Below are 25,631 nucleotides of genomic sequence, written 5' to 3'. Positions count from 1 at the left end.
TCAGAGATAATGTTCGGAATCAGCGGCAGCGAATTCTTGGTGCTGGCGGTGATCGCTGCCCTGGTTTTAGGACCGAAGAACGTGGCGCAGGGGCTAACGGCACTACGTAGAGTCCTAACTAGTTTCCGGGATTGGTCAGCGAAGTTGCGGCAAGAAACCTCTGGGGATTTTGCGGGGCTTACCCCCGAAGATCTAGAAAACTTAAAAGTTTTGCGTAATCTCAACCTTTCTAGCTATAGCCCTAAACAGATGATTCGCGAGACCATTCAAGAAGAAATTGAGGCGTGGGCACAGTCAGCTACCCAATCTGGGGAGGTGCTAAAAAATGCCGGCTCCCTAAACGCAGAATACCCAAAATAAATATCTGAACATTAACTAGGAAAATAGTTTTGTATTAACAGGAAAAATAGCAATAGGTGTTTCCTAGAGATTATTAAACCTGTTTATATAGCCCACAAAAAAGTCACAACCACATAGCAATATATGGCAGCAAACCGGGCTGCCTGACGTATTTACCACAGTCTTTGCAAGGAGGACGCGATGGCCGACGATGCGATTCCTACTCCCAGCAGGAACAACACTTTAACTGAGCCTTTAACCAAAAAAGGCGCCAAGTATGGGTTTGTTTTTAATCAGAACCTTTGTAACGGTTGTAAGGCCTGCCAAATCGCTTGTAAAGATAAGCATGATTTGCCAGTAGGTATGACCTGGAGACGGGTAATTGAATATACCGGCGGTTCTTGGAAAGTAAATGAAACTGACGGTACTTTCCGGCACAATGTTTTTAGTTACTACACTTCCGTAGCGTGTAACCACTGCGAGAACCCGGTTTGCGTGCAGGTATGCCCGACTACTGCTATGACCCAACGCGAAGATGGCACCGTCTATGTAGACCAATCTAAATGCGTAGGTTGCCGCTACTGCCAATGGGCTTGCCCCTACGGAGCTCCCCAATTGGATGCCCGCAGCGGACATATGTCTAAATGCGATTTGTGCTATGACTATCGCAGCCAGGGACAGAATCCTGCCTGTGTGGATGCTTGTCCTACCCGTGCTCTTGGTTGGGGCCCCATTGAGGAACTGCGTAAGGAATTCGGAGATGAGGCAGGAATCGCCCCGTTGCCGGATCCATCCATCACCCAACCGCACCTGGTAATCAAACCGCACCGTGATGCCCAAGACTGGGATAAAGGCAGCGGCATCATCCAAAGTCCTAAAGAGATTTAGAATCTGAACATCTTATTCACCCGCTAGGTTAAGGAGCATCATGCATATCGGCGAACTGCCCATGATTATCTTTACTACTGTCGCTCAAATGTCAGTAGGGGCATTTTGGATCCTGGGAATCATCCAGCTGATTGGTCGGCGGGCAGGCGTTAAACAGTCTGCAATCGACAGCCTGACCAACGCGGGGTTGTACGCAGCCGGACCGCTGCTAATTCTGGGATTCTTTGCCGCGTTTTTCCATCTGAACGATCCCTTCCATGCACCCTATACCCTGTTGCACCTGGGATCATCTTGGCTCTCACGTGAGCTGATCTCCGGAGTGCTCTATGCGCTGTTCGGACTGATCTTTGCGCTCACTCAATGGTTCAACCGTTTTAGTCGTACCGTTAGAGATATATTCGCTGCTTTAACCGCTATATCTGGTCTTTGCCTAATCATTTCCATGTGCGGGGTTTACTACTTTACCGGTACCGTTCCCGCCTGGAATACCTGGTTTGTTTGGGTCAGTTTCTTCTGTTCCGCTTTATTTACTGGCTCCTTAGCAGTAGCGATTGCCCTGCTAACCACTTGGCGAATGAAACAGCGCGGAGCCAGTGAGAAAAAATCGGATGCCGCCAGCAAAGGCTTTAAAGCTGCTTTGCGACGAGGCCTATTTCCTCCCGGAAAGCTTCCAGAGGGCTTAATCGAATTAACCAAACGTTCAATGCAGCTTACCACCGGGATCGCCGCTTCTGCCGGCCTAATTATCTTGATGTCCTACGCGTTCTTTATGACGCAATTGGGACTAGGCAGCCCGATAGAACGGCAAGTAGCCCATAATATGACCGCACATGGCTATCTACTGATCCGGTTATTGTTACTGGTGATTACGATTTTGCTGACAGCTCTGGTACTGCGCAGCTATATCTCGGATGCCGCTTACCCCAAGCGTTCCCTGGTGATCACACTTTGGGTAACCTTCCTCCTGGCCTTCGCGACTGAGTTGATCGGGCGAGGGCTACACTACGAAGGTTTGGTTCGCGCAGGCATCAATACCTTATTGGGATAGCATTAAATCTATGGACCCAAAGGTACTAGATTCTTACGCTGCTGCTTTTTGCATCCTGGGTGCCCTGCATCTGACCCCTCCCGATGAGGGCGTGGTCAAAGATTTTCTATCAATGACCGATCAGTGGCCACTCCCCCTGACCTCAAAGGGCACTCAGGCTCTAGCAGACCTGCGTAGCGAGCTAGCTGCTAACCCCAGTGAAGAGGATATCTATACGCTCTGGTCAGATCAGAACACTCTGTATGGAATCACCGGTAGCGCCCAGCTACCTCCGTTTGAATCGGTACATCGCTGTGATGATGGTTTAGTATTTGACGACGAAACCGTGCAGGTTCGCCGTTATTATGGCGCCATGGGTTTTCAGGCTCCCCACTTAGGCCAAGAACCTGATGACCATATCGGACTGGAGATGGACTTTGTAAGCAAATGTCTGTTAAAAGCCGCGGATTGTTTCGCAGGCGGAGATCAAGAACAAGGAGAGCAGACAATGGGGGTGCTCTGCGGCTTTAGCGGTGAACATCTGCTAACTTGGGCACCCGATTTTTGTCTCGAGGGCGAAAAACTTGCAAAAACCCAATGGCTCCGCACGGTCTTAATCCTGTCTGCACAGACGCTTTCACAATGGCAGCAAGAGCTCCTTACTGCCGGTTATGAGCTAAAAATTGCCCCCAAAGTGCGTCCTCCCCAAGAAGTCTCCTCTGGTCCGGTCCCACTTCCGTTAACTCGTCGCCTGCCCGTAGAGGATAGTTAGCTTTGCTTCCTAGTGGTTTTTCGTCCTTGCTCCGTTGGATTAGCGCGCAAGACCCTATAAACACCCTAGTTATCAGGTGCGAGTCTCTCTCGGGCGTCAAAGTGGGAAAGAAAGATGCCCTCCTGACCTGGCAGGGATGCTTAGGGGAAAGCTTCCACGCTGATCTAGGGGCGCAACTGTTAGCTAGCGAGGTTCAGAGTCTGCAGATTTTAGGATGCGCGCAGTGCGCTAGCAGCCTCGATGAAAAGTTAGCAGCGGCCAGGACGCGACTCGGGTCATTAATAGCTACTTATTACCCCCCTAAAAAAGCTGCCCGCCGTCCGCGAGAAGTCAGTCTAGACTCGGTGCCGCTGCCCCGCCGCCTCTTACTCCCGGTGTCCAATGGTTCTCCCTTAGCTCTGGGAGCCTCCCACGCGGTTAGGACCTTCCAGGCTTACCATCTGCTCGCTCAGGGGCAACGAATCGAAAACCGAGTAGTCAGCGCGATCCACTCCCCAGATGATCCTGCCCGCTGCCTGTCACCGGAATCCCCGGCGAAAAATGATGCCTCCGAAAACTTTTTACCTTTACTGGAACGGGTAGATGCTATCCATGTACTGCGTTGCAATGCCTGTCGCTCGCAGATCCGTTTGTGCCCCGAAAATAAAGATTTTGACTTATCGGCAGCCGGCAGTAATTGGCATCGGCTCTGCCCCGCTTGCCGTTTGGCAGTCCGCTACTGTCCGCAGCATTCTCAATCCGAGATTGCCAGCCAGCGTTCCCTAGAGATTTTCACCGCTCTAAAAACCCGGGAAGAGACGCAGGAACTAAGTGAATGCAAACGCTGCCGCAACCCGCATCCGTCTAGCGAGGGCGAACTGTGCAAGCTTTGCAGCTATGAGGAGACAAATCCGTTTTCGGCGGTGATGCCAAAAGAGGTCTTAAAGACCCTGCCCCCACAACTCCAAGAAAAGTTGCGTGGGGTCTAGCGCCTGGCTGCCGGGCAAATAATTAACGGGCTAATGCCCATTTTCTAGCCTGAGTAAGCTGCCCTAACTTCATCAGGATCCCGCCGAAAAATAAGAGATTTAACAACAAAATCGGGTGCCTGACATTTATCAGGCACCCGATTTACATTGCATGGTTAGTCAGGCCGCAGCCTTACCGTTACTGCAGGTTCTTCTTCCGAACTACGGTGAGGACTGCTCCTGCGACGAGCAAAATCACTGTCGCTGTCCACAAAACCGCGGCACCGGTCTTTGGAAGCGGCGGAGTAGGTGGAGTAGGTGGAGTAGACGGCGTAGGCGGAGTAGTTGAAGTAGGTGGAGTATACGACGGTGTAGGTGGCTCCGTGGTTGGAGGAGGCGGAGTCTTGTAGTTCTTGACGTTAATATTTGCCGAGACTTGGGCAGACACCAACTTGCCTTCCGCATCCTTCTTTGCCTGAATTGGAACCTCGAACGGGATGTATTCGTTCAAGATCTTATAATCCTGAGGGGCGCTAACTTCACGAAGAAGGTAATCGCCTGGCTCCAGGGCAGGCTTACCCGCTGGGGTGAAGGTGCCGTCCTCACCCGTAGTGAACGAACCATCTGCGTTGAATCCTTCCAGCACAACCTTACGAACCCGTTTGGTCTCGCAATTCGTCGGCGCGGCGTTAAGCATGTCTCCTAGCTCACCCGGTGAGGATGGGGTGCGCACTGGGCAAACGGTAACCTCTTCCGTATTGGTCAAATCTGGTTCCACGCCACACAGGGATGGCTTCTCATTCACCAGCTGATACAGTTCGAACTTTGCTCCTGCCAGCGCGGTGCCGTCCTCAGCTTGCTTAGAGAGATTGAACGTGCCCGGATTCTTCTTGTAAGTGAAATACATGTGCTGCGTATCTACGCCCGGTGTCTTGTGATATGACAGTTCGAAGTTTGGTGCCTCGGACCTAACATAACCAGGCATATCCATGCGTCCGTCTTTGAGGATAGGCAGGTCGTTGTCAACGTATGTGTAGCCGGGGATATCCTTCCTCACCGAATCAAATGTCGGTTTGTAAGGAATGTTCTTATCCCCGTAGGGCTTGAACGTTTGCGACTCGCTATCCCAATTCATCATTCTCAAACCGGAAACCGACGTCCAATTTCCTGGTTGTCCTACGTAAAACTCGTACGGGTAGCTGGCCAGTGCATAACTCCCGGAGCCATCTTGGAACTTAACCTCTCCCGGATTCTCCACTACCTCAGCGAGCTCGGGGTAGATGTCGGTGATGCTCTGTTTCGCCATGACAGGCGCCAGTTGTTGCTTTTCCAGACAGGGAATGGTGGTGTAGGTCGATCCCTCGAGCGGACCGGACCAAGAGGCCAGGAGCCGATTCGGAATCTTTGCCTTGTCCTCTACCTTCTGTGCTGCCCGGTATTCAGAATCAAGAACGTAACGATAGTCGGCGGAGGCGGGAATGCTCACGTACAGACCGTTTGCCTTCGCGCCAATCGATCCACCTTGCGTATCACCGGTTGAACCGGTACCAATTGACATCCCCGCGTGATCTCCATCGGCGGGCAGGTAAGCGTCCCACTGGAACGTGTGGACTTCATCATTATGGAACTCGTCGTCGAACACGATATGCGCCGGTTCGAAGAAATCGCGCGGGTTATTGTTACCCAGGTGTCTCCAGGACCCGTCCTTGTTCTTCACCACCACGCTATCTTGACTGGACGGATCATACTTTTCGGCGGGTACCGGTTCGCCATCCATCGTAAAATTCTCAACCGGCTTCCAAGTGTAAGGATCGTTGTCACTTCTTCTGGTGTACTGCCACGTCACTCCAAGGCGGAAATCCCGCGTCGGAGCCATCTGAGGATCCACGTTGTTGTACTTGAATTTCATGGTGGTTCGCACGCCATCACAAGGATTAAGCTTCGCTCTGAAACCGAAGTGCGAAAGCGGCGTGACTTCCTTCGCAGCAGACCTTACGCAGCCATCTCCGGGGTCACCCGGCTTCCAGTCTTTGTCAACTTGCCCGTGGATCCACTCAAAACTCAGATCGTAATCGGGAAACGGCCTTGCGGCTGCCTGCGCTGGAGAGAAAGGAATGGCATTAATAACCAACAGGCTAATAACCACCAATGCGCTCAAGGCGAACGCGAGTCCTTGTTTCAGACTTATAGATCTCGAAGTAGTCACGAATCCCACCTTCAAACTGTTTAGAGCTTTGCCCTTCGGACGCCGACCAATCGGATAAGGAACATAGAGACATCCTAATTCGAATGGATACACCAACATTATATTTCTATAATAGAAAAAGGACAACAAACAAAATCAGCGACTCTTACTGAATAAGTCTAATGGTGGGCGATACTGGACTCGAACCAGCGACCTCTTCCGTGTCAAGGAAACGCGCTAACCAGCTGCGCCAATCGCCCGAGGTGGGTACGGGATTCGAACCCGTGTACACGGCTTTGCAGGCCGCTGCCTAACCACTCGACCAACCCACCATAATCAAAGAGCGCCGCGCTTGGCGACGCCCTCTAAATCGAGCGGATGACGAGACTCGAACTCGCGACCCTCACCTTGGCAAGGTGATGCTCTACCAACTGAGCTACATCCGCGTTGCGTATGAAAGTATATCTATAAAGACCTAGGGATTACCAAACTGACTTTGCGTGGGTCTGCTCACAGCTACTTTAAGCTGGGATTTTAGGCTTTGGAAACTTTTCTGGCAGTAAAAACCGTAGCTGGATAGCTTTTTATATTTTTCAAAGCGCGAACCCAAGCGGGGTTGATATTCTCTAACTGTCCACCAAGCCGGGGCTATTTGTAGGAGGATTCACCAATGACCGGGATTGTAGGTAGCGGCACGCTGATCTCAATACTGCTATTAGTACTGATCGGGTACCTGTTGTACTCCGCGATTTTCATCGTTAAACAGCAGACCGAAGCGATTATCGAACGCTTCGGAAAGTATAGGCGTGTTTGTACCCCCGGCCTAAACATTAAGATTCCAATTATCGACCGGATCGCCAAAATTGTAGAACGCAGGATCCAGCAACTAGATCTGGTAGTAGAAACCAAAACCAAAGATAACGTGTTTGTAGCGATCCCGGTTTCGGTACAGTTTCAGGTACAAGATTCGGCCGCATCGTTCTATTCCCTGTCTAACCCTGCCCAACAGATCACTTCCTATGTATTCGACCGGGTACGTTCTTCCCTATCCCAGTTGAACCTGGATGAAGCTTTTTCTTCAAAAGACACGATTGCTCAAGAGATTGAGATTTCTTTGGGAGAACAAATGGCACGCTACGGTTTCCGGATCGTGAACTCACTGGTTACCGATATAAACCCCGATAAGCGAGTCCGCGATTCTATGAATTCCATTAACGCTGCTCAGCGTGAGCGAGAAGCTGCTATCCAACTAGCAGAAGCCGATAAAATCAAGCTGGTTAAACAAGCTGAAGCCGATGCCGAGTCTAAACGTCTCCAGGGTGAAGGCATCGCTCTCCAAAGGCGCGCCATAGTGCAAGGATTGGTAGAACAATACGAATCCTTACGGGACGCTGGTATTGGTGACCAGGCACAACAGATTCTCTTGATGACCCAATACTTTGATACCCTGGCCGAGGTGGCAAAGTATTCAAACACCCAGACCCTGATGTTGCCGTCTAATCCCAGCGGGGTCACTAATACGATGGAGGAAATCCGCACATCTTTAGTGGCGGGCTTAAAAGCAGCTGGCCAACAAGTTAAATAAGACAACTAGCCGCGCAATGCGGTGGCAATAGTGGCAGTTTAAGAAGAGATAACGAATAAAACCAAGTATGACTGAGAATAATAAAGACAATCGCAAACAGCCCATAGAAAACCGACCGCACGGATCTAGACATCCAAATGGAAAGCACCCCGGACGAGGGGAAGAGCTGCGTCAGCTTCTGGAGAAATATGATCGCCGAATTTCCCAGTTAGAACGATCCGATCGCGACCGTGTTCACCGGTTCGCGTCGCACAGTGAACACCCGCGCAATACGCTTTCCCAACATCCGGTCTCCAAGAGAACAGCTACTACTTCCCCTGCGAAGCCCGCAAGCAAAACTAATCCCGATCCCCCCAGGCAGTCGCACCCCAGTGCCTGGAAGCGTGGAACCCGGATCGCCAAAGAGCAAACCCAAAATCTGTTACATAAAGTTCCCTATCCTCATGGAATGCATCCGGCATTGGTTCGCGGTATTGCCATTGATGAGCAAATCATCAAGTACCGAACTGACAAAGTGGTGTTCTTATGCACCGGCACCTTAGTTCTCGGGTTTATTCTGTGGGGACTTATCTCTACCGATTCTCTGCGCAGCGTATCCGAGGTGGTCTTGCAATGGGTGGTAGACAATACCGGATGGTTATTCTCTATTCTGGCAGCCATTATTTTGCTGTTTATGATTTTCATAGGGCTTTCGCGCTATGGAAATATTCCTTTGGGCAGAGATAACGAAGAACCCGAGTATTCCTATGGTTCTTGGATTGCCATGATGTTCAGCGCCGGCATGGGGATCGGGCTGCTATTCTTCGGCCCCTATGAGCCGATGATTTATTTCACCAATCCTGCCCCCCATTCCAACGCTAAACCGGGAAGCTATCAGGCACTCAATGATGCCATGTCACAAACGATGCTGCATTGGGGGCTCAATGCCTGGGCGATTTACGCCCTGGTGGGTTGCGCTATCGCTTACGGCACCTACCGACGGGGACGGGTACCTTTGATTTCTTCCATTTTCGAGCCCCTGCTCGGACACAAATTTGCTCAAGGTGGGATTGGAAAAATAATCGACATGTTGGCGATTACCACCACCCTCTTTGGTACCTGTGCCTCCTTGGGTATGGGAGCCTTACAGATTGCCCGCGGCGCCGAGCTAGTTACCGGCATCGGGAAAATCGGTAATGCCGGTCTGTTCCTGATTATTTCGGTGCTAACAGCAGCCTTCATCGCTTCAGCGGTCTCGGGAATCTCGCGCGGAATCCGCTTGCTCTCCAATATCAACATGGGGCTAGCCTTGTGCCTCATGGCGTTCATCTTCTTTGCTGGCCCAACCGTGTTCATCTTGAACCTGATGCCTTCCACTTTGATGAACTACTTATCCGATTTATTTGGTTTGCTTTCTACTTCTCCTTCCTTTGGGCCGGAGGCAGGACAGTTCGTTTCGGCCTGGACTGTCTTCTACTGGGCATGGTGGATTTCTTGGTCTCCTTTCGTAGGACTATTCATTGCCCGCATCTCACGTGGCAGGACTTTACGTCAGTTTGTAACCGGAGTATTACTTGCCCCCACCCTGGTATGTTTGATTTCCTTCTGCATCTACGGCGGAACCACCATGTATATGCAGATTCAAGGTACAGACATGCCTGTAGAAGAAGGGGCAGAAGTGATGTTATTTGCCCTACTCGGAAATTTGCCGCTCAGTAAAATAACTTCAGTAATCGCCATGATCTGCTTGGCTATTTTCTTTATTACCTCTGCCGATTCTGCTTCAGTAGTAATGGGTTCACTTTCTCAGCAGGGTAAACCGGTTCCGGATCGTAAAATCACGGTTTTCTGGGGGCTCTGCCTGGCCGGTATCGCAGTAGTCGGCATGCTAGTTGGCGGCCAAGACGCCCTACAGGGAATGCAAAATTTGATTATCGTAACCTCCTTGCCGTTTGCGATTATTGTGGCCGCCATGATCATCGCCCTCTTACGAGATCTATCGCGGGATCCTTTCACCATTAGACGTAATTTTGAACGTTCCGCGCTTTCTAAAGCAGTAGTAGGCGGCCTAAAGAGCTATGGTGATGATTTCAAGATCGTAGTGGTTCCCACTAAAGAAGGAGAGGGAGCGGGTGCAGATTTTGATTCCACCGCCCCTGAACTCACTGAATGGTATCGGCGCACCGATACCGAAGGTAATCCTATTGATTATGACTATTCCTCCCAGACTTATCTAGATAAGCATGGCAACCCGGTCTATTGGGACGACGAGGAAGAAACCTATAAAGATCCCGAGGGACATCCGGTTCCCTCAGATAGCGTGGAGGATTCCTCAGTCGATCCAGAAAGCGGAACTGAGGAAACTATTTCAGCACCGGTTGATTCTGCTACCGAGACTGCCCGAGATAGCAGTAAGTAGCTGTTTTATTTCTGGCGAAGCACTGGACAAAGCGGCGTACCGGCTTGGCCAGATGCCAACCGTGCCCTAGATTCGGCTAGGGTACGGTTGGCACTGCTAACTCACGCAATGACTCAACGACTGGTTTTAGTAGCCTACCGCGAGCTGCCAAGAACCTAAGACGAGTAAGGCCACTGAAGCTGGCGGTATCATGCGACGCAACCACAGTTTCCAGGCGGCGACAGGCTCGGTGAGAATCTCAAGATCCCCCAAATCGGTCTGCTCACTGGCCTTGGTCTCCCGGTTAGCCTTGGCTTTTAGTCTCTCCCACATGGGTTTAACCAGATAGGTTTCGCTGTCCGAGGCGGGCGCACTTGCGGACGCCGGAGCGCCACCAGCCGCTCGGGTCGGCGATCCTGTTTTTTCTGTCTCAGTTTTTGGGGCAAATACCGAGGACGGGGCTGCCGCAGGTTTTGCTGCAAACGAAGCTTTCCCCGGTAAAGCCGGTCTTACGGCAAGGGCAACTGCCGGGGGTTTACCTGCCGGCTTGAGCAAAGGGCTTTTTACTTTTAAGTCGGTCGCAGGGCTGCGCACTGCCGTCAGATCTAGGCTGGGGTTTAGGTTTGTTTGTGCTGACGGATCAGATACAGCAAATTTCCCGACACTATTAGCCCTGGCAATACCGATTTTTCTGGGTGCGGTCGCGATCCTAAGTCCCGTTGTTTTTGCCAGTTTTCCGTCAGGCGCTAGCGCCCCCAGTCCCCTACCGCTTTTTAATTTTGCGGGTTGGCTATTTTTATTAGCCGCTAACAGATTTTGGGGATAGTCGGGTCGCAGGAGCCAGTTTTTTCCCTGGTCATCAGCCATCAAGTGGGGACAGGGAAAAATAGTTCTCCCCTGCGGTACTATCAGTTTTAATAACGCCGCTTGCTCAGCGTCTACCGCCAGGGCTATCCAGTTGCTACCGGCGGCGTCCACGATATTTTTTTGCTTACTTCGCTGCGGACAAGTCGGATTGTTTAGGGCATGTTTAGTTTCCATGTCTCCACTAAAGTGCTTTGATCCTGATTTGTCACTGCTATATCCACGCTCGCCAGTAACATTTTTCCCAACTTTGCTTTGGGGATAACCGCGCAATATACGATTTACGCATTTTTTCGATAGGCTTAGAGCATCATGGCTACACAAAATAACCCACAGAAAAAGAAGCACTGGTGGAACAACTTCGCGGATGTTTACCGCGTAACCAAACGTACCTATCCGTGGATCGGGTGGGCGATGCTAGCCGTCCTGTTAGCGGTTCCTTTGCTAGTGCTGATAATCTGTCTACTCACCTCGGTGAGCATAGGACGCACCATCTTCTACATCATAATTGCAGCCTCGGTAGGAATGCTGCTGGCGACTACCCTGCTTACCCGTATGGCTAATAACGCCATGTATAAGCAGCTAGAGGGGGTTAAAGGAAATGTGTACGCAATTTTGCGTTCTATTAAACGCGGTTGGATAGTCGAAGAAGAACCAGTAGCTTTTAACCGCAAACAAGACCTGGTGTATCGCTTGGTAGGTAGGCCAGGGATTGTGCTTATTTCCGAAGGCCCCTCCTCGCGGGCTGCCGAGCTGCTAAATGAGCAAGAACGCAAGTGTCACCGAGTGGCACCTTCGGTACCTATTCATAAGATCCAGGCAGGGCAAGGGAAAAATCAGGTTCCGATCTCCAAGCTCCTTAAAACTATTAATCATTTGAAGAAAGAGATTAGTAAGGACGAGGTTCCGATTGTGGGACAACGGCTGCAGTCTTTGCAAAATAAAGCCTATCGTCTCCCCGGGGGAGTCGATCCCAACAAAGCAAAGATTAACCGCCGGATGCTGCGCGGAAAGTAAGCGATATAGCCGCACCGGATAACGGTTCCCATAGGACGCTAGCAAGACTAGCTCAGCAGGTTATCGCTTGTTTCCTATGCTTTTTTAGGAGTGCCGAGTACCTTATCTAGTAGCTCTTTCGAGGGACGCAGTTCAGTTACACTCTCGTCGACTTCCCAGTCTTCTACCGGACGCGAAGACCAGATCTGAGCAGAAAAGTTCCCGGGCTCGCCCTCGAAAACCGTTAGCGAAGCATTGGAAACAGGTTTCGTAGCAGCCAGCGCGAAAGTAATCTCCGGGCTATTCATATACGACCAATAGCGAATAATCGCGCCATGAGCGACAATTACCACGCACCCATCAGCACCGACCTCATCTGCAGCCTGTGCGACCACCCGGTTAAAACGTGCCAAAATTTCTGCGCCGCTTTCTGCCCCCTCCATCCTTACCTGGGTATCTCCCTGCATCCAGGCTCCGATAGTACGCACATATTGTTCAACTGAAGCCAGGTCACTGGCCATTTCTAGTTTTCCCGCCTGCACTTCATTGGCGCCCCCGTTTTGTATCCGGGTTAGGGCGAATCGTTCTTCCAGAGGGCGAGCCGTTTGGTGGGTGCGAATCAGATTCGAGGTCACGATAAGTTGGGGGTCAGGCAGACCGAGTTCTTCCCAAGTCTTTACCGCCGCTCGTGCCTGCCGCTCCCCCTCGGCATTAAGGGGCGAACCCGGCTCGGCAGTATCCAGGGCTCCAGTAAGATTTGCGCTAGTTTGCCCATGACGCATCAAAACCAGTTTCATCTGTTCCTCTTTCGTCCTATTTTTGCTTGTTAAGAATTGTAAAATACCCTCTCCATGACCGCACGAGCGCGGCGAGCCTGCCGTAAATAGTCTTCTCGCAAATCGTTCTCTTTGCCGGGAGCATATCCCAGCAATCGCGCCAGGGCATAGCTAGGAGCAGCAGCGGTAGGTAGGTAATCCAGTTTATTGCCACTCATTCGATTCGTAACCAAGACATTTCCGCACCGGATTCGGCATGCCAACTTCCAGGCCTGCGTCAAGACCTTTAGATCGGCATCCGACAGCATTCGTTGTTCACCGGCTACCTTTAAGGCTTCCAAAGTTGAGGTTACCCGCAACTGCGGACAAGAATCCGCTCCCTGTAACTGCAATAACTGGGCAACCCACTCCACGTCACTTAGTCCCCCCGGCCCCAGTTTTACATGCAAAGATGCGTCCTGACCGCCGGGAATTCGCTCATTTTCCATGCGGGCTTTAAGTAGGCGTATTTGCCGGATACCTCCTTCACTAATGGGACGTTCATAGCGAATCTGATCAATAGTTTTGGCGAAACGCGTTATTAGCTCCTGGTCGCCACAAAAAGCGCGCGCACGTAGTAGCGCCTGTATTTCCCAAGGCTCAGCCCAACGTTCATAGTAGTCACCCAGAGCCGTTAAGGAGCGAGAAAGCACTCCATCCTCGCCCTCGGGACGCAGTCCGTAGTCTATTTTCAAACTGGGGGCAGTAGCTGGCCGATTCATTTCTTCTTGCAGCCGCGTCGCGAATAGGACGGCAATCCGGGAAGCCTCGGGGGCGGATAGTTTAGCGTGAGACCGCAAAGTAGCACCGGGAGGAGTATTTTCCGTCCGCGGTGCCGGTATTGTTGCCACTGCCCCCGGCTCGCTCCAACGCGGATCAATTAACGGAGAATGTACCACTAGCAGATCAGCATCGGAGGCATAAGCAGATTCGCGTCCTCCCCCTCTGCCCATCGCCACTAGAGCGATCCGGGGAATAGCCTTCTCTTTAGCCGATAGTTCGCGCAGGATTACTTGGCTGGCGGCAGCGATGGTGGCATCGTTAATATCAGTGATGGCCGCCTGGGTAGAAATGGGATCTAAATGGTTAACCACATCGCGTAAGGCACAACGCAGTAATTCTCGCCCCCGGGTTTGACGGATCAAATCTATCGCTGCCGAACTGTCCCGGTGACGCCGCGACAAGGCCTCCATTTCGGCATAAAGTTGAGCGTAACTGCGGGTAGCGAGCTTTTCATCATCGTCTAACCACTGTACCGCTTCCGGTACATGTTCAAGACGCTGAGCAATATAGGGACTGAGCGACAAAATGGTACACAGGCGGTGGGCAACCCGGGATGAATCCCGCAACAGTCCCATATACCAATGGGATTTCCCAATTGCTTCCGAGAGGCGACGAAAACGCAACAAGCCAGCATCGGGAGACGGCCCCTCAGCCAACCAACCGAGCAGCACCGGCAGAATATGACTCTGGATTTGGCTGCGCCGAGAAACCCCGGCGGTCAAAGCCGCAATATGTCCCAGGGCTCCGCGAGTGTCCCGATATCCGGCCAAGCGGAGGCGATCGGCTGCCGCCTGGGGTTTGAGGGCGGCCTCGGCTTTGGACAGCCCCGCGGTTGCCGGCAGCAAGGGGCGGTAAAAAATATCTTGTTGCAGGGCACGGATCTGTGGTTTCAGCTTTTCCCAATAACTGGTGAGTTCCCCGCTCTTCCCAAAACGTTCTTGACGCAAAGACCTGCCAACCCGGCGCTCATCTTCACGGTTTTGCGGGAATAAATGGGTACGCGCCATCCGCTGCATTTGCATCCGGTGTTCGACAACCCGCAAAAACCGGTAGGCGTCTGCCAACTGATGGGCAGGATCCCGGCCGATATATCCGCCCTGGGCGAGAGCGTCAAGCGCTTGTAGCGTGGGGCGCACTCGCAGGTTCTCATCGGTGCGTCCATGCACCATTTGCAGCAGTTGTACCGAGAACTCGATATCGCGCAAACCGCCCGGCCCCAGTTTAAGTTCTCGGCCAGCTGTAGGGCTAGGGATTGATTCTTCTACTCGAATCCGCATTGCTCGAGTGTCACTGAAGAATCCTTCCCGCTCGACTGCTGTCCACACTAGCGGCCATACTGCCTGCATATAGGCATCCGCCACTCGGGGAGATCCAGCTGCCGGACGCGCCTTTAACAGCGCCTGAAACTCCCAGGTTTTTGCCCATTTTTGGTAATACTTGGCGTGAGCGGCTACGGTGCGACAAGTAGCTCCATCTTGACCCTCTGGGCGCAGCGCTAAATCTATTGGCCACAGCGGCATCTCTATTCCTGGCCCGGAGCACCCGGCCGAAATACCGATTGCTAAGCGGGAAGCTACCTTAAGAGCCTCTTCTTCATTGAGACTGCCATCTTCAGCCGGCTCAGCCACATAAATCAGGTCGATGTCACTATGATAGTTCAGCTCTCCCGCTCCGGTTTTACCCAGGGCAATCACCGCGAAGTCTACCTCGCCTGCGGGATCATATTTTCCGCGTGCCAGGGCGAGGGCGCCTTCTAAAGTAGCGTCGGTTAGGGCGCTGAGTTTTCCGGCTACTACGGAAAAGAAAGCTAAAGGATCGGGATGCGAGGCGTCCTCCGCAATTATTTGTAATAGCTGGGCGCGGTAGGCGCGGCGCAGATCATTGAGATTACTTTCCGGAGATATCCAGGTATCATTGCGGATTTCTTGGGCATTAACCGCCTGTAAAATCTCTTGGCGCACCTGGGCGCGGTAGCGCTCAATAAAATCTAGTTCTTGACGGACTTGATAGCGTTTACCATCCCAATATACCTCTGGCGGTGATACTTCTAGCTGCTCCAGGAGCTGCGGATGGCTAATCAGGTAATCGCCTGCAAAACGAGAAACTCCGCAAATAGCTATCACCAGGGCGCGCTGGCGAGGATTCTCCGCCAGGTAGTCTCCCGTCCCCTCTATCGCCTCTAACAGATTGATTAAGCACACTAACACCTGGTCGGGGTGGGCAGAGGCTGACAATTCCCGCCAAAAGTCTTCATTTTGTACTAGCGGGGCAAAGACCGGGCTACTTACCCAGCCTTCGGCGCGCGCTACTTCGGTAACCCCGCTAGAGCGCAGGCGCGAAGCGAGACTAACTTTCCTAGCCATAGCTATACTCGCAAGAACTTTGCGAGTTCTCCCCGGGTTATCTGCGCCGAGTATTCACGCCATTCGCGTTCTTTATTCCGCAGCACATAGGCAAAAACTTCCTCCCCCAATACCTTGGCCATGAACTCGGATTGGCGCAGCTCCGACACGGCTTCTTCTAAAGTTAGAGGTAGGGCGGGGATTCCTTGGGCGCGGCGTTCCTTATCAGATAGGCGCCAAACATCATCCTCGGTTTCTAGGGGCAGTTTCATTTCTTTTTCAATCCCATCTAGCCCCGCAGCCAGCAGCGCGGCATAGGCTAAATAGGGATTAGCGGCCGGATCGGTTCCGCGATATTCGATGCGGGCATCGCCGGCTTTTTCTGGTTTATACAGTGGCACCCGCACCAGCGCCGAGCGGTTGTTGTGTCCCCAACATATATAGGAGGGCGCCTCCGAGCCGCCCCAAAGACGTTTGTAGGAGTTGACGTGCTGGTTTACCACCGCCGAGTATTCACGCGCGTGAGAGAGCAGCCCGGCGGTAAAAGCCTGTCCGGTGGCAGAGAGCTGATAAACATCGCTGGCACCATCGTAAAAAGCGTTATGCTCGCCCTCGAAAAGTGACATATGGGTGTGCATTCCGCTGCCGGCCTGCCCCGCCATGGGCTTCGGCATGAAGGTGGCCACCATCCGATCTTGCATCGCGATCTCTTCAATCAGGATCCGGAAAGTCATGATGTTATCGGATCCGGTCAGGGCATCGGAGGCACGCAGATCGATTTCGTTTTGCCCCGGCCCGTTTTCGTGATGCGAAAACTCTACGGAAATTCCCATTTCTTCCAGCATTGCCACTGCTCGGCGGCGAAAAGAGTTATCTCCCCCGTTAGGCACATGGTCAAAATAGGAAGCATTGTCAATAGGACGCAGTGGCTCATCCAAGGAAGTTGGCGGCTCTAGCAGGTAGAACTCAATTTCGGGGTGAATATTGAAAGTAAAACCAAGATCGGCGGCGCGCTCTAATTGCCGCTCTAGTACGCGGCGAGGATCGGACCGGGCGGGCTGCAGATCCGGAGTATAGACATCGCAAAACATTCGCCCGACTTCGGCGTCCTCGCCTCGCCACGGCAAGATTTGAAAAGTAGAGGCATCGGGACGCAGCAACATGTCAGATTCGTAGACGCGAGTAAAGCCCTCAATGGCGGAACCATCGAATCCGATCCCCTCGTTAAAGGCGTCCTCAAGTTCTGCGGGGTCAATTGCCACTGATTTTAGGGAGCCAGATACATCGGTAAACCACAGACGGATGAACTTTACTCCCAGTTCCGCAATCTTTTGTAGTACATCTTCTTGCGCTGAGTCCACGATTCTTTCCTTACTGTTTACCAATATTTGGGGTTTAATTTTATTTGTTCCAGCTAGGACGGTTACCGGATACTACCGGGCGTGCGCCCACCAACGTCCGTCATCGCTGCGTCCACATTTGAGTGGCAAACTAAATGCTTCTGAAAGATTTTCGCTGGTCAGAACCTGATCAATATCGCCGCTAGCCATGATTTTACCTTCCTTCATCAAGGCTGCGCGATTAAAGGATGCCGGTATTTCTTCCAAATGGTGGGTGACCATCACGATCTGTGGTGACTTTGGATCCGAACTGAGCTCATCGAGAGCGGAAAGTAAAAGTTCGCGAGCCTGCAGATCCACCCCCGCTACCGGTTCATCCAAAAGTAGGATCTCCGGATCAGCCATTAGAGCCCGAGCAATCAACACCCGCTGGCGTTCCCCATCGGAAAGCGTAGCTATCTTACGGTCTTGGAGAGCTGCCACCCCGAATAATTCCATCAGGTTTGTGCGGCGCTGATAGTCGATATCTTCGAAATCTTGATCCCGTCCGCGCACCATAGTGCCATAAGCAGCCGACAGAATCAGCGCCTTGACGGTTTGTGACCGCGGGATTACCCGCAGCGCCGCCGTTGAACACAGCCCCACCCGTTCATGCAATTCTTGTACCGGCACTGCCCCTAGACGTTCCCCTAGAACTTTGGCTTTCCCACTGGAGGGATAACTACGCGCAGCCAGGATCGATACTAGAGTGGTTTTCCCTGCCCCATTGGGGCCGAGGATTACCCAGTTCTCGCCCAGTTTGGTTTTGAAGGAAACATCCTGAAGGATCGGGTTTCCTCCACGCATAAAACTGACGTGTTTTAATCGGAGCAGAGTATCCATATGTCCCATCTTAACCAGTGTGCTTGCCGATAAGTGGCGGGGGCGAGCATCTTCCCCAAAGTGCTCGCCCCCGCTGCAGCTAGCAGACTTCTAGCTGCGTATTGGCTCTATAACAAAGAGCGGTATAGTTCCACAGTTTTATCGGCAACAGTCTGCCAAGAAAATTTTTCTTCCACCCGTTTACGTCCAGCTTTACCCATTTTCTTGGCCAGCTCGGGATTCTCCACCAGCTTCGTGATGCGCTCGGCCATATCCCGGTGGAATTCATCTGGATTCGTGGGGGTACCGCTGCCGTCAGTTAACTGTTCGATCGGCACTAGATAACCGGTCTCGCCCTCGGCAATACAATCGGGAATCCCACCGGTAGCAGTCCCTACCACCGGCAACTCCATTGCCGCGGCCTCCAAATTGACAATCCCCATCGGTTCATAAATCGAGGGGGTAACAAAAACATGCGCTGCCGACAAAATGTTGACCAGCTGGTCGTGCGGGAGCATCTGCTCAATCCAAATGATTCCGCTACGCTCCGCTGATAATTCGTCAACCAACTCGCGTACTTCTTTTTCAATCTCCGGGGTGTCGGGCGCCCCGGCGCATAGCACTACCTGAGAATCTGCCGGAATCTGTTTGATCGCCTGCAAGAAGTGTGGGAGACCCTTTTGGCGGGTTATCCGCCCTACGAAAACCACCGTCGGTACATCCGGGTTAATGCCGTACTTAGCTAAGGTTTGGGCAACCGCTTCCTGGTCGGCAGGTAGCGCCCAATCGCTTAGATCCAAACCATTGTGGATAACATGAACCTTATCCGGGTCTATCTGCGGATAGGCACGTAAAATATCTTCCTTCATCCCGTGGGAAACCCCCACCACTGCATCGGCTGCTAGATAGGCAGTTTCTTCTGCCCAGGATGACAGGTTATAGCCGCCACCTAATTGTTCCCGTTTCCAAGGACGGAGCGGCTCTAAAGAGTGAGCCGTCACCACATGCGGAACCTCGTACAATTTCTTTGCCCAGTGACCAGCCATATTGGCATACCAGGTATGAGAATGCACCAAGTCGGCTTGGTCGCAATGCTGCGCCATCTGTAAGTCGATCCCCAGGGTACGCAGCGCGGCGTTCGCTCCGTCCTGCTTGCGGCAATAGTCGTATCCGGTAACCTGGATTTTCCCGCCACTATCGGGACGGGAGCCATCGAAACAATGTACCCCCACCTCAATTCTTTCCGCCAGCACCTTTGCCAACTCAGTTACATGGACGCCAGCGCCACCATAGACATATGGGGGGTACTCTCGACTCAATAAATCGACACGCATCTGGGGATCCTTTCCTAGGTGACCTTTAATTTTGCCGCTATCTACTAGATTAGTGGAATCGTGAAGGCGCGGGGCAAAAACGGGAAATCCTTCGCTCCTACCCCGCACCAAAAACGCTTATCCCGGGGGAAAGTCTCTGCGCCGAATTCTGGGGCAAGACAAAAAGGGGAAGACTAATATTTTGTAAATTCTACGTAAGCGGACTATTACCGTTTTAATTAATCAAGCTCAAATCCCCGCGCAAGCCCTGCAGCTTGGCATAAGCTGACGTCATGGGAAAAATTAATGTGTTAGCAATGATTCTGGCTGGCGGCGAAGGCAAGCGCCTGATGCCCCTTACTTTAGATAGAGCGAAACCGGCGGTTCCCTTTGGTGGAACCTACCGTTTGATCGATTTCGCGCTTTCCAATGTGGTGAACTCCGGTTATCTCCGCTCGGTGGTACTCACCCAATACAAATCGCACTCGCTAGACCGTCACTTAGCTACCACCTGGCGGATGTCAGACTTGCTGAGCAACTATGTTGCCCCGGTGCCCGCCCAACAGCGGCGCGGCAAGCATTGGTATTTGGGCAGCGCAGATGCGGTCTACCAGTCGCTAAATATTGTGCGTGATGAGAATCCCGACTACGTCCTGATTATTGGGGCGGACAATATCTATCGCATGGACTTTTCACAAATGGTAGATGACCACATTAAATCCGGCCTGCCGTGTACGGTCGCCGGGATTCGGCAACCGGTTGAACTGTCCAGCGCTTTCGGGGTTATTGATCAAACTAATGGAACGATTAATCGCTTCATTGAGAAACCCGATACCTGCGAGGGTCTGCCTGATGATCCCACCAAGTTCTTGGCGTCGATGGGTAACTACGTTTTCACTACCAAAGACTTGGTGGCTGCTTTAGAAGAAGATGCCAAGAATGAAGATTCAAAGCACGATATGGGTGGGGATTTGGTTCCCTATTTTGTAAAGCATGGCGGGGTGAACTGCTATGACTTCATTGAGAACGAAGTTCCGGGCGCTACCGACCGCGACCGTGATTATTGGCGCGATGTGGGTACGATCGATGCCTTCTACGAGGCCCACCAGGACTTGCTCTCAGTATCCCCAGTGTTCAACCTTTACAACTTTGACTGGCCGACCTACACAAAGCTAGACGCCTGGTTGCCCCCCGCCAAGAGCACTTTTAGTGACGAGAATCGCCGCGGCATGGCTCTGGATTCAATCGTGTCTCCCGGGGTAATTATTTCCGGGGCACGCGTGGAACGTTCCATGCTCTCTCCCCGAGTGCACTTGCATTCCTTCTCATCTGTGGACGGCTCAGTGTTAATGAATGGTGTAGATGTGGAACGCTCCGCCGTGATCCACAATGCCATCTTGGATAAGAATGTGCGGGTCGCAGAAGGGGTACAGATCGGCGTTGATCACGATAAAGACCGCGAGCGGGGCTTTACAATTTCCGAGGGCGGTATCACCGTAGTCCCCAAGGGAACTATTGTGGATCATTAAGCTAAAACTCTCTAAGTTGCTGGGGAGCACTTCTTTTGAAGTGCTCCCCGCACTGTCTCTAACAGTGCGTTAGGCAATTTAAGCCAAGTAGCGGCACAACGAAAATGTCAGGATATGCCTCCGGGCCTAGGCGCGTAGTGGGGCGTGAAAAACCCCAGTTGGCTCCCCGCTACCATCGCTAAGAGCCGTAAAGCCGGGAACTTTAAAAGCAATAGCGGTAGCGGTGGCTACTCCATAGGGAACACTGGCGTTGTCTGGAGCCAAAAGCTGGGCAGTCATCGAGATAATCGGCTCATGTCCCACTACCAAAATGGCTGTACCACCTACGGGCGCATACTCCCCCACTAGACTGAGTAGCCGCTCCGGGGAGCAGTGATACAGCTCGTCCTCTGCCAGTAGCTGTGCGCTCGGGTAAGCTAGACCGACCTGCTGGGCAGTTTGGGTGGCGCGAGCCGCCGTAGAATGCAATATCAGCTCGACCTCAACTCCCTCTTTAACCAATAACGTCCCCAGCTCTCGCGCCTGCCGCACCCCAGCCGGGGTTAAAGGACGAGAGTGGTCGCCGGGGCCGTAACCAGCTTGGGCGTGGCGTACCAGGGTTAATTCGTAGCTCATACTTCCATCCTAGCTAAGCCTCTAGAATGAAAACTAAGGACAAGGAGGAACATGGCTTTAGCTAGAGGACCAGAAGACAATATCTGTTCAGCCCGCCGGTGCGAAAACCCGGCAACCAAAGCGGTATTGTGGCGCAACCCCAAGATTCCCCGCCCCGTACATAAAACCTGGCTGACCTGCGATGAACACGCTGATTTTTTGCGGCAATATCTGGCGTATCGCTCTTTTCCCACTAAAGTGGTTCCTTTTAGCGAGGTCGAGACGGCTACTTTGGATTAGTCCCCGAATTACCCACTAGCCCCAGCAAGATTACGAGTAAGGCCGGCTGCTAGCTAAGTCAGTTCCACCAGATCCAGGTAATCATCGCTCCATAAATCCTCGTCCCCATCAGGGAGCAGCAACACCCGCTGCGGATTGAGCGCCTCAACGGCCCCCGGATCGTGGGTTACCAGCACCACCGCCCCCTCGTATTGGTCGAGGGCGTGCAAGATTTCTTCCCGAGACGCCGGATCTAGGTTGTTGGTAGGTTCATCTAGCAGCAGCACATTCGCGCCGCTTACCACCAAGGTGGCTAAAGCTAGCCGGGTTTTTTCTCCCCCCGACAGCACGCTGGCGGGTTTGAAAGCGTCCTCACCCGAAAATAAGAACTGTCCCAAAATGTTACGTACGTGGGTTTCATCTAGGTCGGGAGCCGCCGCGGTCATGTTTTCGTACACCGTGCGGGCGGGATCTAGGGTTTCGTGCTCTTGCGCGTAGTAGCCTAGTTTCAGGCCGTGACCGGGCACAACTTCCCCGGCGTCAGCGTCCTCGATTCCGTTTAATAGGCGTAGCAGCGTCGTTTTCCCCGCGCCGTTCTCCCCGAGTACCACCACTTTGCTGCCGCGATCGATTGATAAATCTAGGCCGCTAAATACCTCCAGGCTGCCATAGGATTTCGCGAGGCCGCGCGCATTCAGTGGCACTTTGCCGCAAGCTAGCGGAGTGGGAAAACGCAGCCGGGCAACTTTTTCTACTTTGGTTTCGTTCCCGGCTTCTTTTACTAGTTCTTCGGCTCTCCGCAGCATTTGTTGCGCCGCGACTGCCTTAGTGGCTTTGGCTCGCATTTTTTCGCCTTGCTCGCGCAATGCCTGTGCTTTCGCTAAGGCGTTTTGCCGCTCCCGGCGTCGCCGTGCCTCATCTTGGGCGCGCTGCTTCAGGTAGGCGTCCCACCCCAGTTTGTATTGGTCAATCACTGCCCGGGAGGCATCCAGGTACCAAACCTGGTTTACGGTGTCTTTTAGCAGCGCCGTGGAGTGGGTGACCATTACGAAGCCGCCGGCATAGGTGCGCAAGAAATCGCGGAGCCAAATGATGGAGTCATGGTCTAAGTGGTTGGTGGGCTCATCTAGAAGTAGTACATCTGGCTGGGAAAACAGTACCCGCGCCAGTTCTACTCGGCGGCGCTGCCCTCCGGAAAGGGTGGCTAGTGGCTGAGTGAGCGCGCCTTGGTCTAGCCCTAAGTTGTGGGCGATCTGCATTGCTTCCGAACGGGCGGCATAACCGCCTAGGCGGGTAAACTCTTCATCCAGGCGCGCGTATCTTTCTATCGCCTTCGCCTGGGTTTCCCCGCTGGTAGTGGACATTTTTTCTTGGGCATTCTCGATTGCTCGCAAAGTGCGATCCAAATCCCGCACCGCCATAATCCGAGAAATTCCGTCCTTTTGTTTCACCCCCACTGCTGGGTCTTGTGACAGATACCCTACCGACCCGGAGGAAGTTACTTTGCCCTGAAAATCGATATTGTCGATTAGTTCTTGGGCTTCTTCCTCGCTAAGGGAACCGCTGGAGCGATGTTTACCTAGAGCCACTAGCGCCGCAATTAAGCGCATAGTAGTGGTTTTACCAGCGCCATTGCGCCCTACTAGGCCGATTCGCATTCCTTTATCAATCCGCAAATTGGTGCGGGAGACCAAGAGCCGCTGCCCGATCCGCACTTCCATATCTTGCGCATTAATCACCCCGCGATTCTACCCAGGAGCTGCCAGTAGTTAAAACTGCTGAGCCTATTGCTTGCCCCGCTACTTTCCCGTATTTTCGAGGATAGGAGTAGGTCGGAGCGAGTACCAGCCCCAGCAGAGCAGGTGGAGGTGAAGAATAACCATGTTTTGCGGCTTCTATATTTCCCTACTTGGAAAACCCGGTAGCCCCCTACCGGAGATTACAGAGGGTAACGAACCGCTGGTTAATGCTATCTACGCCTGGCAGCACACTTTCATCGCGGACTTTCCCCAGCGATATGACCATGGAGAAATCTGGCAAGTTGCAGAAGTTACTGTAAAACCCGGACTGCAGCATACTGAAGCGACCGCATATTTTATCGCTCCCCGCTTTACGGATTCACCAGCTGCTATATCTCAGATGCTGGAGGCATTTTGGAAAGCTACTGAAAAGCTTTACCACCTCCAGATTTCAGAAGTTATTTTTCAGTTTGATCCCACTACCAGCGCAGATTTTTCCCAGCTGACTCCGAATTTCAGCAGCTACCAGGCAGCTGCGCAATGGATGGATTCCGAATTCATTCCTGCGACCACCATCGCTAATTTATCCGTCACCGCAGATACCCGGTTACCCGGGGAAGTTGCTAGAGAAACGATAGCTTTTATTAACTCCTGCGGAATTTCCGTAACCGATGACACTTCGCGCGATTCCGTCCTCCCTAAAAACAGCAGCGCGAAAATACCTGAGGATGGTTACCGAGCACTTATTCCCGGCTGGGATTCCATCAGTGTTTCTTGGCTTTTGGCTGCGCTAGTTGCCAGCTATGCCCCGAAGATTCGGGAAAAGCTTACTATTTCCATTGCTCTAGCTCCCAATCCTCCGGGGCTGACTCTTAGCTGAATCCTAGTACCCTGCCAGAACGGAAAGTTCTGTTAGTTTCAGGCCTTAACTGCAGCATATTTCCATTACAGACCCTAAAGTGCAGTAAACATACCGCGATCTGTGCGAATCTGCTTCCCTAGGCTAATAGCGATGATTACAATAGTGCTGTAGCAAAGGTGCTGTAGCAAAGGTGCTGTAACAAAGGGAAAAACCATGCCCGTACATCTAAGTCGCAAAGATATTCAGGCTATTGATGCCGCCAAAGCCTACTACGGGGGACTGCCCCAAAATGAAGTGGCGGCGCGGCTGGGAATTTCGCGCCCCACGGTTTCTAAACTGTTGCGCTATGCACGCACCAAAGGATACGTGAAAATCACGGTTAATGATCCTCGACTAGCGGACTCTTCAGCCGCAAATGCACTAAAATCCCGGTTCGGCTTAGAGGACGCGGTGGTGGTTTATCCCAGCGCTCCCACAGATATTGAAGTCCGCAAAGCACTGGGGGAAGCCGGAGCCCGAATGGTGGAAAAGGTGATTAAAGATGGCGATACTGTGGGGGTTTCCTGGTCGCGCACCGTGGAAGAAATCTCAAAGAATCTCACCACCCAGCCGCGTAAGCAGGTAGAGATCGTGCAACTGCGCGGGGGCGTAGGCGGGTTCGCGCGCGGACAAAGCGAAATCGAGGCCGTCAATCGTTTTGCTGAGGCTTTTAACGCTGAGGCACACCTCTTGGGAGCGCCCACCGTATTTCAAAGCGCCGAAGCTAAAGCGGCAATGATGAAAGAAGAGCAGGTAGCAGCAGCGTTGAAACGAGGACGAGACTCCCGGGTAGCCGTTTTTACCGTGGGAGATGCGGCCAAAAGTTCCTATCTTCTGACCCTGCCTACCCTCTCACGCGATGTGAAACTGTTTTTAGAGCAGAAAGCAGTCGGCGATATTTGTTCTCGTTTCATCGACACCCATGGCCGGGTGTGTCTGCCGGAACTTAATGACCGCACGATGGCGATCACTCTGGCGCAACTGCGCAGGATTCCTGACAAAATTATGGTTGCCGGAGGGGGCGCAAAAGTAGCGATCATCAGAGTCGCCCTAGAACACGGCTATGCTAATCGGCTAGTAATAGATGCGGCTACCGCTGCCCAAGTGCTAGATATGCGGGCAAACTAGCCGCTGATCGGAGAACTATCCTTCGTG

The 25,631-nt window shown here is 52.5% G+C and carries 21 protein-coding genes and 3 tRNA genes; 12 read left to right on the top strand and 12 right to left on the bottom strand.

Annotated features, from left to right (window positions below; genetic code table 11):
- The first annotated feature begins 9 nt into the window (after positions 1-9).
- The 5 genes from ACZ5BI_RS03290 (at position 10) to ACZ5BI_RS03270 (ending at position 3,994) form a co-directional block, all read left to right on the top strand.
- Positions 10-360 (top strand): twin-arginine translocase TatA/TatE family subunit, encoded by a 351-nt coding sequence (locus ACZ5BI_RS03290; protein ID WP_024059061.1) that lies wholly within the window; start codon positions 10-12, stop codon positions 358-360.
- 180 nt (positions 361-540) lie between these two features.
- Positions 541-1,227 carry a DMSO/selenate family reductase complex B subunit gene (locus tag ACZ5BI_RS03285; RefSeq protein WP_278605937.1) on the top strand — a complete coding sequence of 229 codons (687 nt, stop codon included), beginning with the start codon at positions 541-543 and terminating at the stop codon, positions 1,225-1,227.
- A 40-nt stretch (positions 1,228-1,267) separates the two neighbouring features.
- Positions 1,268-2,275 carry a dimethyl sulfoxide reductase anchor subunit family protein gene (locus ACZ5BI_RS03280; RefSeq protein WP_316098734.1) on the top strand — a complete coding sequence of 336 codons (1,008 nt, stop codon included), beginning with the start codon at positions 1,268-1,270 and terminating at the stop codon, positions 2,273-2,275.
- A 10-nt stretch (positions 2,276-2,285) separates the two neighbouring features.
- Positions 2,286-3,026, top strand: a complete 741-nt coding sequence (locus ACZ5BI_RS03275; RefSeq protein ID WP_464896647.1) for a TorD/DmsD family molecular chaperone — start codon at positions 2,286-2,288, stop codon at positions 3,024-3,026.
- A 101-nt stretch (positions 3,027-3,127) separates the two neighbouring features.
- Entirely contained in the window at positions 3,128-3,994 is an 867-nt protein-coding gene (locus ACZ5BI_RS03270) for a hypothetical protein (RefSeq protein ID WP_464896646.1), read from the top strand.
- A gap of 178 nt (positions 3,995-4,172) precedes the next feature.
- Here ACZ5BI_RS03270 and ACZ5BI_RS03265 read toward each other — a convergent pair whose 3' ends face one another.
- From ACZ5BI_RS03265 to ACZ5BI_RS03250, 4 genes are all read right to left on the bottom strand, one after another.
- Entirely contained in the window at positions 4,173-5,819 is a 1,647-nt protein-coding gene (locus ACZ5BI_RS03265) for a prealbumin-like fold domain-containing protein (protein WP_464896645.1), read from the bottom strand.
- A 522-nt stretch (positions 5,820-6,341) separates the two neighbouring features.
- Positions 6,342-6,418, bottom strand: a tRNA-Val gene (locus tag ACZ5BI_RS03260).
- Position 6,419: 1 nt separating this feature from the next.
- A tRNA-Cys gene (locus tag ACZ5BI_RS03255) sits at positions 6,420-6,490 on the bottom strand.
- Between the two features lie 41 nt (positions 6,491-6,531).
- Positions 6,532-6,604, bottom strand: a tRNA-Gly gene (locus ACZ5BI_RS03250).
- A 224-nt stretch (positions 6,605-6,828) separates the two neighbouring features.
- Between ACZ5BI_RS03250 and ACZ5BI_RS03245 the strand changes: the two genes are divergently transcribed.
- Together ACZ5BI_RS03245 and ACZ5BI_RS03240 are read left to right on the top strand one after the other, a co-directional pair.
- Entirely contained in the window at positions 6,829-7,743 is a 915-nt protein-coding gene (locus ACZ5BI_RS03245; RefSeq protein WP_024059067.1) for an SPFH domain-containing protein, read from the top strand.
- Between the two features lie 67 nt (positions 7,744-7,810).
- Entirely contained in the window at positions 7,811-10,141 is a 2,331-nt protein-coding gene (locus ACZ5BI_RS03240) for a BCCT family transporter (protein WP_464896644.1), read from the top strand.
- Between the two features lie 126 nt (positions 10,142-10,267).
- Here the strand turns inward: ACZ5BI_RS03240 and ACZ5BI_RS03235 are convergent, their stop codons facing one another.
- The gene (locus ACZ5BI_RS03235; protein ID WP_464896643.1) at positions 10,268-11,161 is read right to left on the bottom strand and encodes a hypothetical protein; all 894 of its coding nucleotides are present in this window, start codon (positions 11,159-11,161) and stop codon (positions 10,268-10,270) included.
- Between the two features lie 135 nt (positions 11,162-11,296).
- Here ACZ5BI_RS03235 and ACZ5BI_RS03230 point away from each other — a divergent pair, with 135 nt between their 5' ends.
- Positions 11,297-12,001, top strand: coding sequence for a DUF4191 domain-containing protein (locus tag ACZ5BI_RS03230; protein ID WP_024059070.1), 705 nt, complete (start codon positions 11,297-11,299; stop codon positions 11,999-12,001).
- A 74-nt stretch (positions 12,002-12,075) separates the two neighbouring features.
- On the opposite strand, the gene ACZ5BI_RS03225 is transcribed toward ACZ5BI_RS03230, so the two are convergent.
- From ACZ5BI_RS03225 to glgA, 5 genes are all read right to left on the bottom strand, one after another.
- The gene (locus ACZ5BI_RS03225; protein WP_464896642.1) at positions 12,076-12,777 is read right to left on the bottom strand and encodes a histidine phosphatase family protein; all 702 of its coding nucleotides are present in this window, start codon (positions 12,775-12,777) and stop codon (positions 12,076-12,078) included.
- Positions 12,778-12,806: 29 nt separating this feature from the next.
- Positions 12,807-15,941, bottom strand: coding sequence for a bifunctional [glutamine synthetase] adenylyltransferase/[glutamine synthetase]-adenylyl-L-tyrosine phosphorylase (locus tag ACZ5BI_RS03220; protein ID WP_464896641.1), 3,135 nt, complete (start codon positions 15,939-15,941; stop codon positions 12,807-12,809).
- Between the two features lie 2 nt (positions 15,942-15,943).
- Positions 15,944-17,281, bottom strand: coding sequence for a glutamine synthetase family protein (locus ACZ5BI_RS03215; RefSeq protein WP_464896640.1), 1,338 nt, complete (start codon positions 17,279-17,281; stop codon positions 15,944-15,946).
- A gap of 72 nt (positions 17,282-17,353) precedes the next feature.
- Positions 17,354-18,142: an ABC transporter ATP-binding protein gene (locus ACZ5BI_RS03210; protein WP_278610874.1), complete on the bottom strand. Its 789-nt coding sequence runs from the start codon at positions 18,140-18,142 to the stop codon at positions 17,354-17,356.
- Positions 18,143-18,249: 107 nt separating this feature from the next.
- A complete protein-coding gene (glgA, locus tag ACZ5BI_RS03205; protein ID WP_464896639.1) occupies positions 18,250-19,455 on the bottom strand; it encodes a glycogen synthase in 1,206 nt (401 codons plus the stop codon).
- A gap of 272 nt (positions 19,456-19,727) precedes the next feature.
- Between glgA and ACZ5BI_RS03200 the strand changes: the two genes are divergently transcribed.
- Positions 19,728-20,963 (top strand): glucose-1-phosphate adenylyltransferase, encoded by a 1,236-nt coding sequence (locus ACZ5BI_RS03200; protein WP_278605926.1) that lies wholly within the window; start codon positions 19,728-19,730, stop codon positions 20,961-20,963.
- Between the two features lie 126 nt (positions 20,964-21,089).
- Here ACZ5BI_RS03200 and ACZ5BI_RS03195 read toward each other — a convergent pair whose 3' ends face one another.
- Positions 21,090-21,578, bottom strand: coding sequence for a SixA phosphatase family protein (locus ACZ5BI_RS03195; protein ID WP_464896638.1), 489 nt, complete (start codon positions 21,576-21,578; stop codon positions 21,090-21,092).
- Between the two features lie 51 nt (positions 21,579-21,629).
- Here ACZ5BI_RS03195 and ACZ5BI_RS03190 point away from each other — a divergent pair, with 51 nt between their 5' ends.
- Positions 21,630-21,857 (top strand): hypothetical protein, encoded by a 228-nt coding sequence (locus ACZ5BI_RS03190; protein WP_464896637.1) that lies wholly within the window; start codon positions 21,630-21,632, stop codon positions 21,855-21,857.
- A 53-nt stretch (positions 21,858-21,910) separates the two neighbouring features.
- On the opposite strand, the gene ACZ5BI_RS03185 is transcribed toward ACZ5BI_RS03190, so the two are convergent.
- Positions 21,911-23,575 (bottom strand): ABC-F family ATP-binding cassette domain-containing protein, encoded by a 1,665-nt coding sequence (locus tag ACZ5BI_RS03185; RefSeq protein ID WP_464896636.1) that lies wholly within the window; start codon positions 23,573-23,575, stop codon positions 21,911-21,913.
- A 142-nt stretch (positions 23,576-23,717) separates the two neighbouring features.
- On the opposite strand from ACZ5BI_RS03185, the gene ACZ5BI_RS03180 reads away from it, so the two are divergent.
- Positions 23,718-24,455 carry a hypothetical protein gene (locus tag ACZ5BI_RS03180; protein ID WP_464896635.1) on the top strand — a complete coding sequence of 246 codons (738 nt, stop codon included), beginning with the start codon at positions 23,718-23,720 and terminating at the stop codon, positions 24,453-24,455.
- A gap of 195 nt (positions 24,456-24,650) precedes the next feature.
- A complete protein-coding gene (locus ACZ5BI_RS03175; protein WP_464896634.1) occupies positions 24,651-25,604 on the top strand; it encodes a sugar-binding transcriptional regulator in 954 nt (317 codons plus the stop codon).
- Positions 25,605-25,631: the final 27 nt, after the last annotated feature.

This window comes from Varibaculum sp. GTC20041 (genome assembly GCF_055387755.1).
Note: the sequence above shows the minus strand (reverse complement) of the source record. Positions and strands in the feature narration are given on the sequence as shown.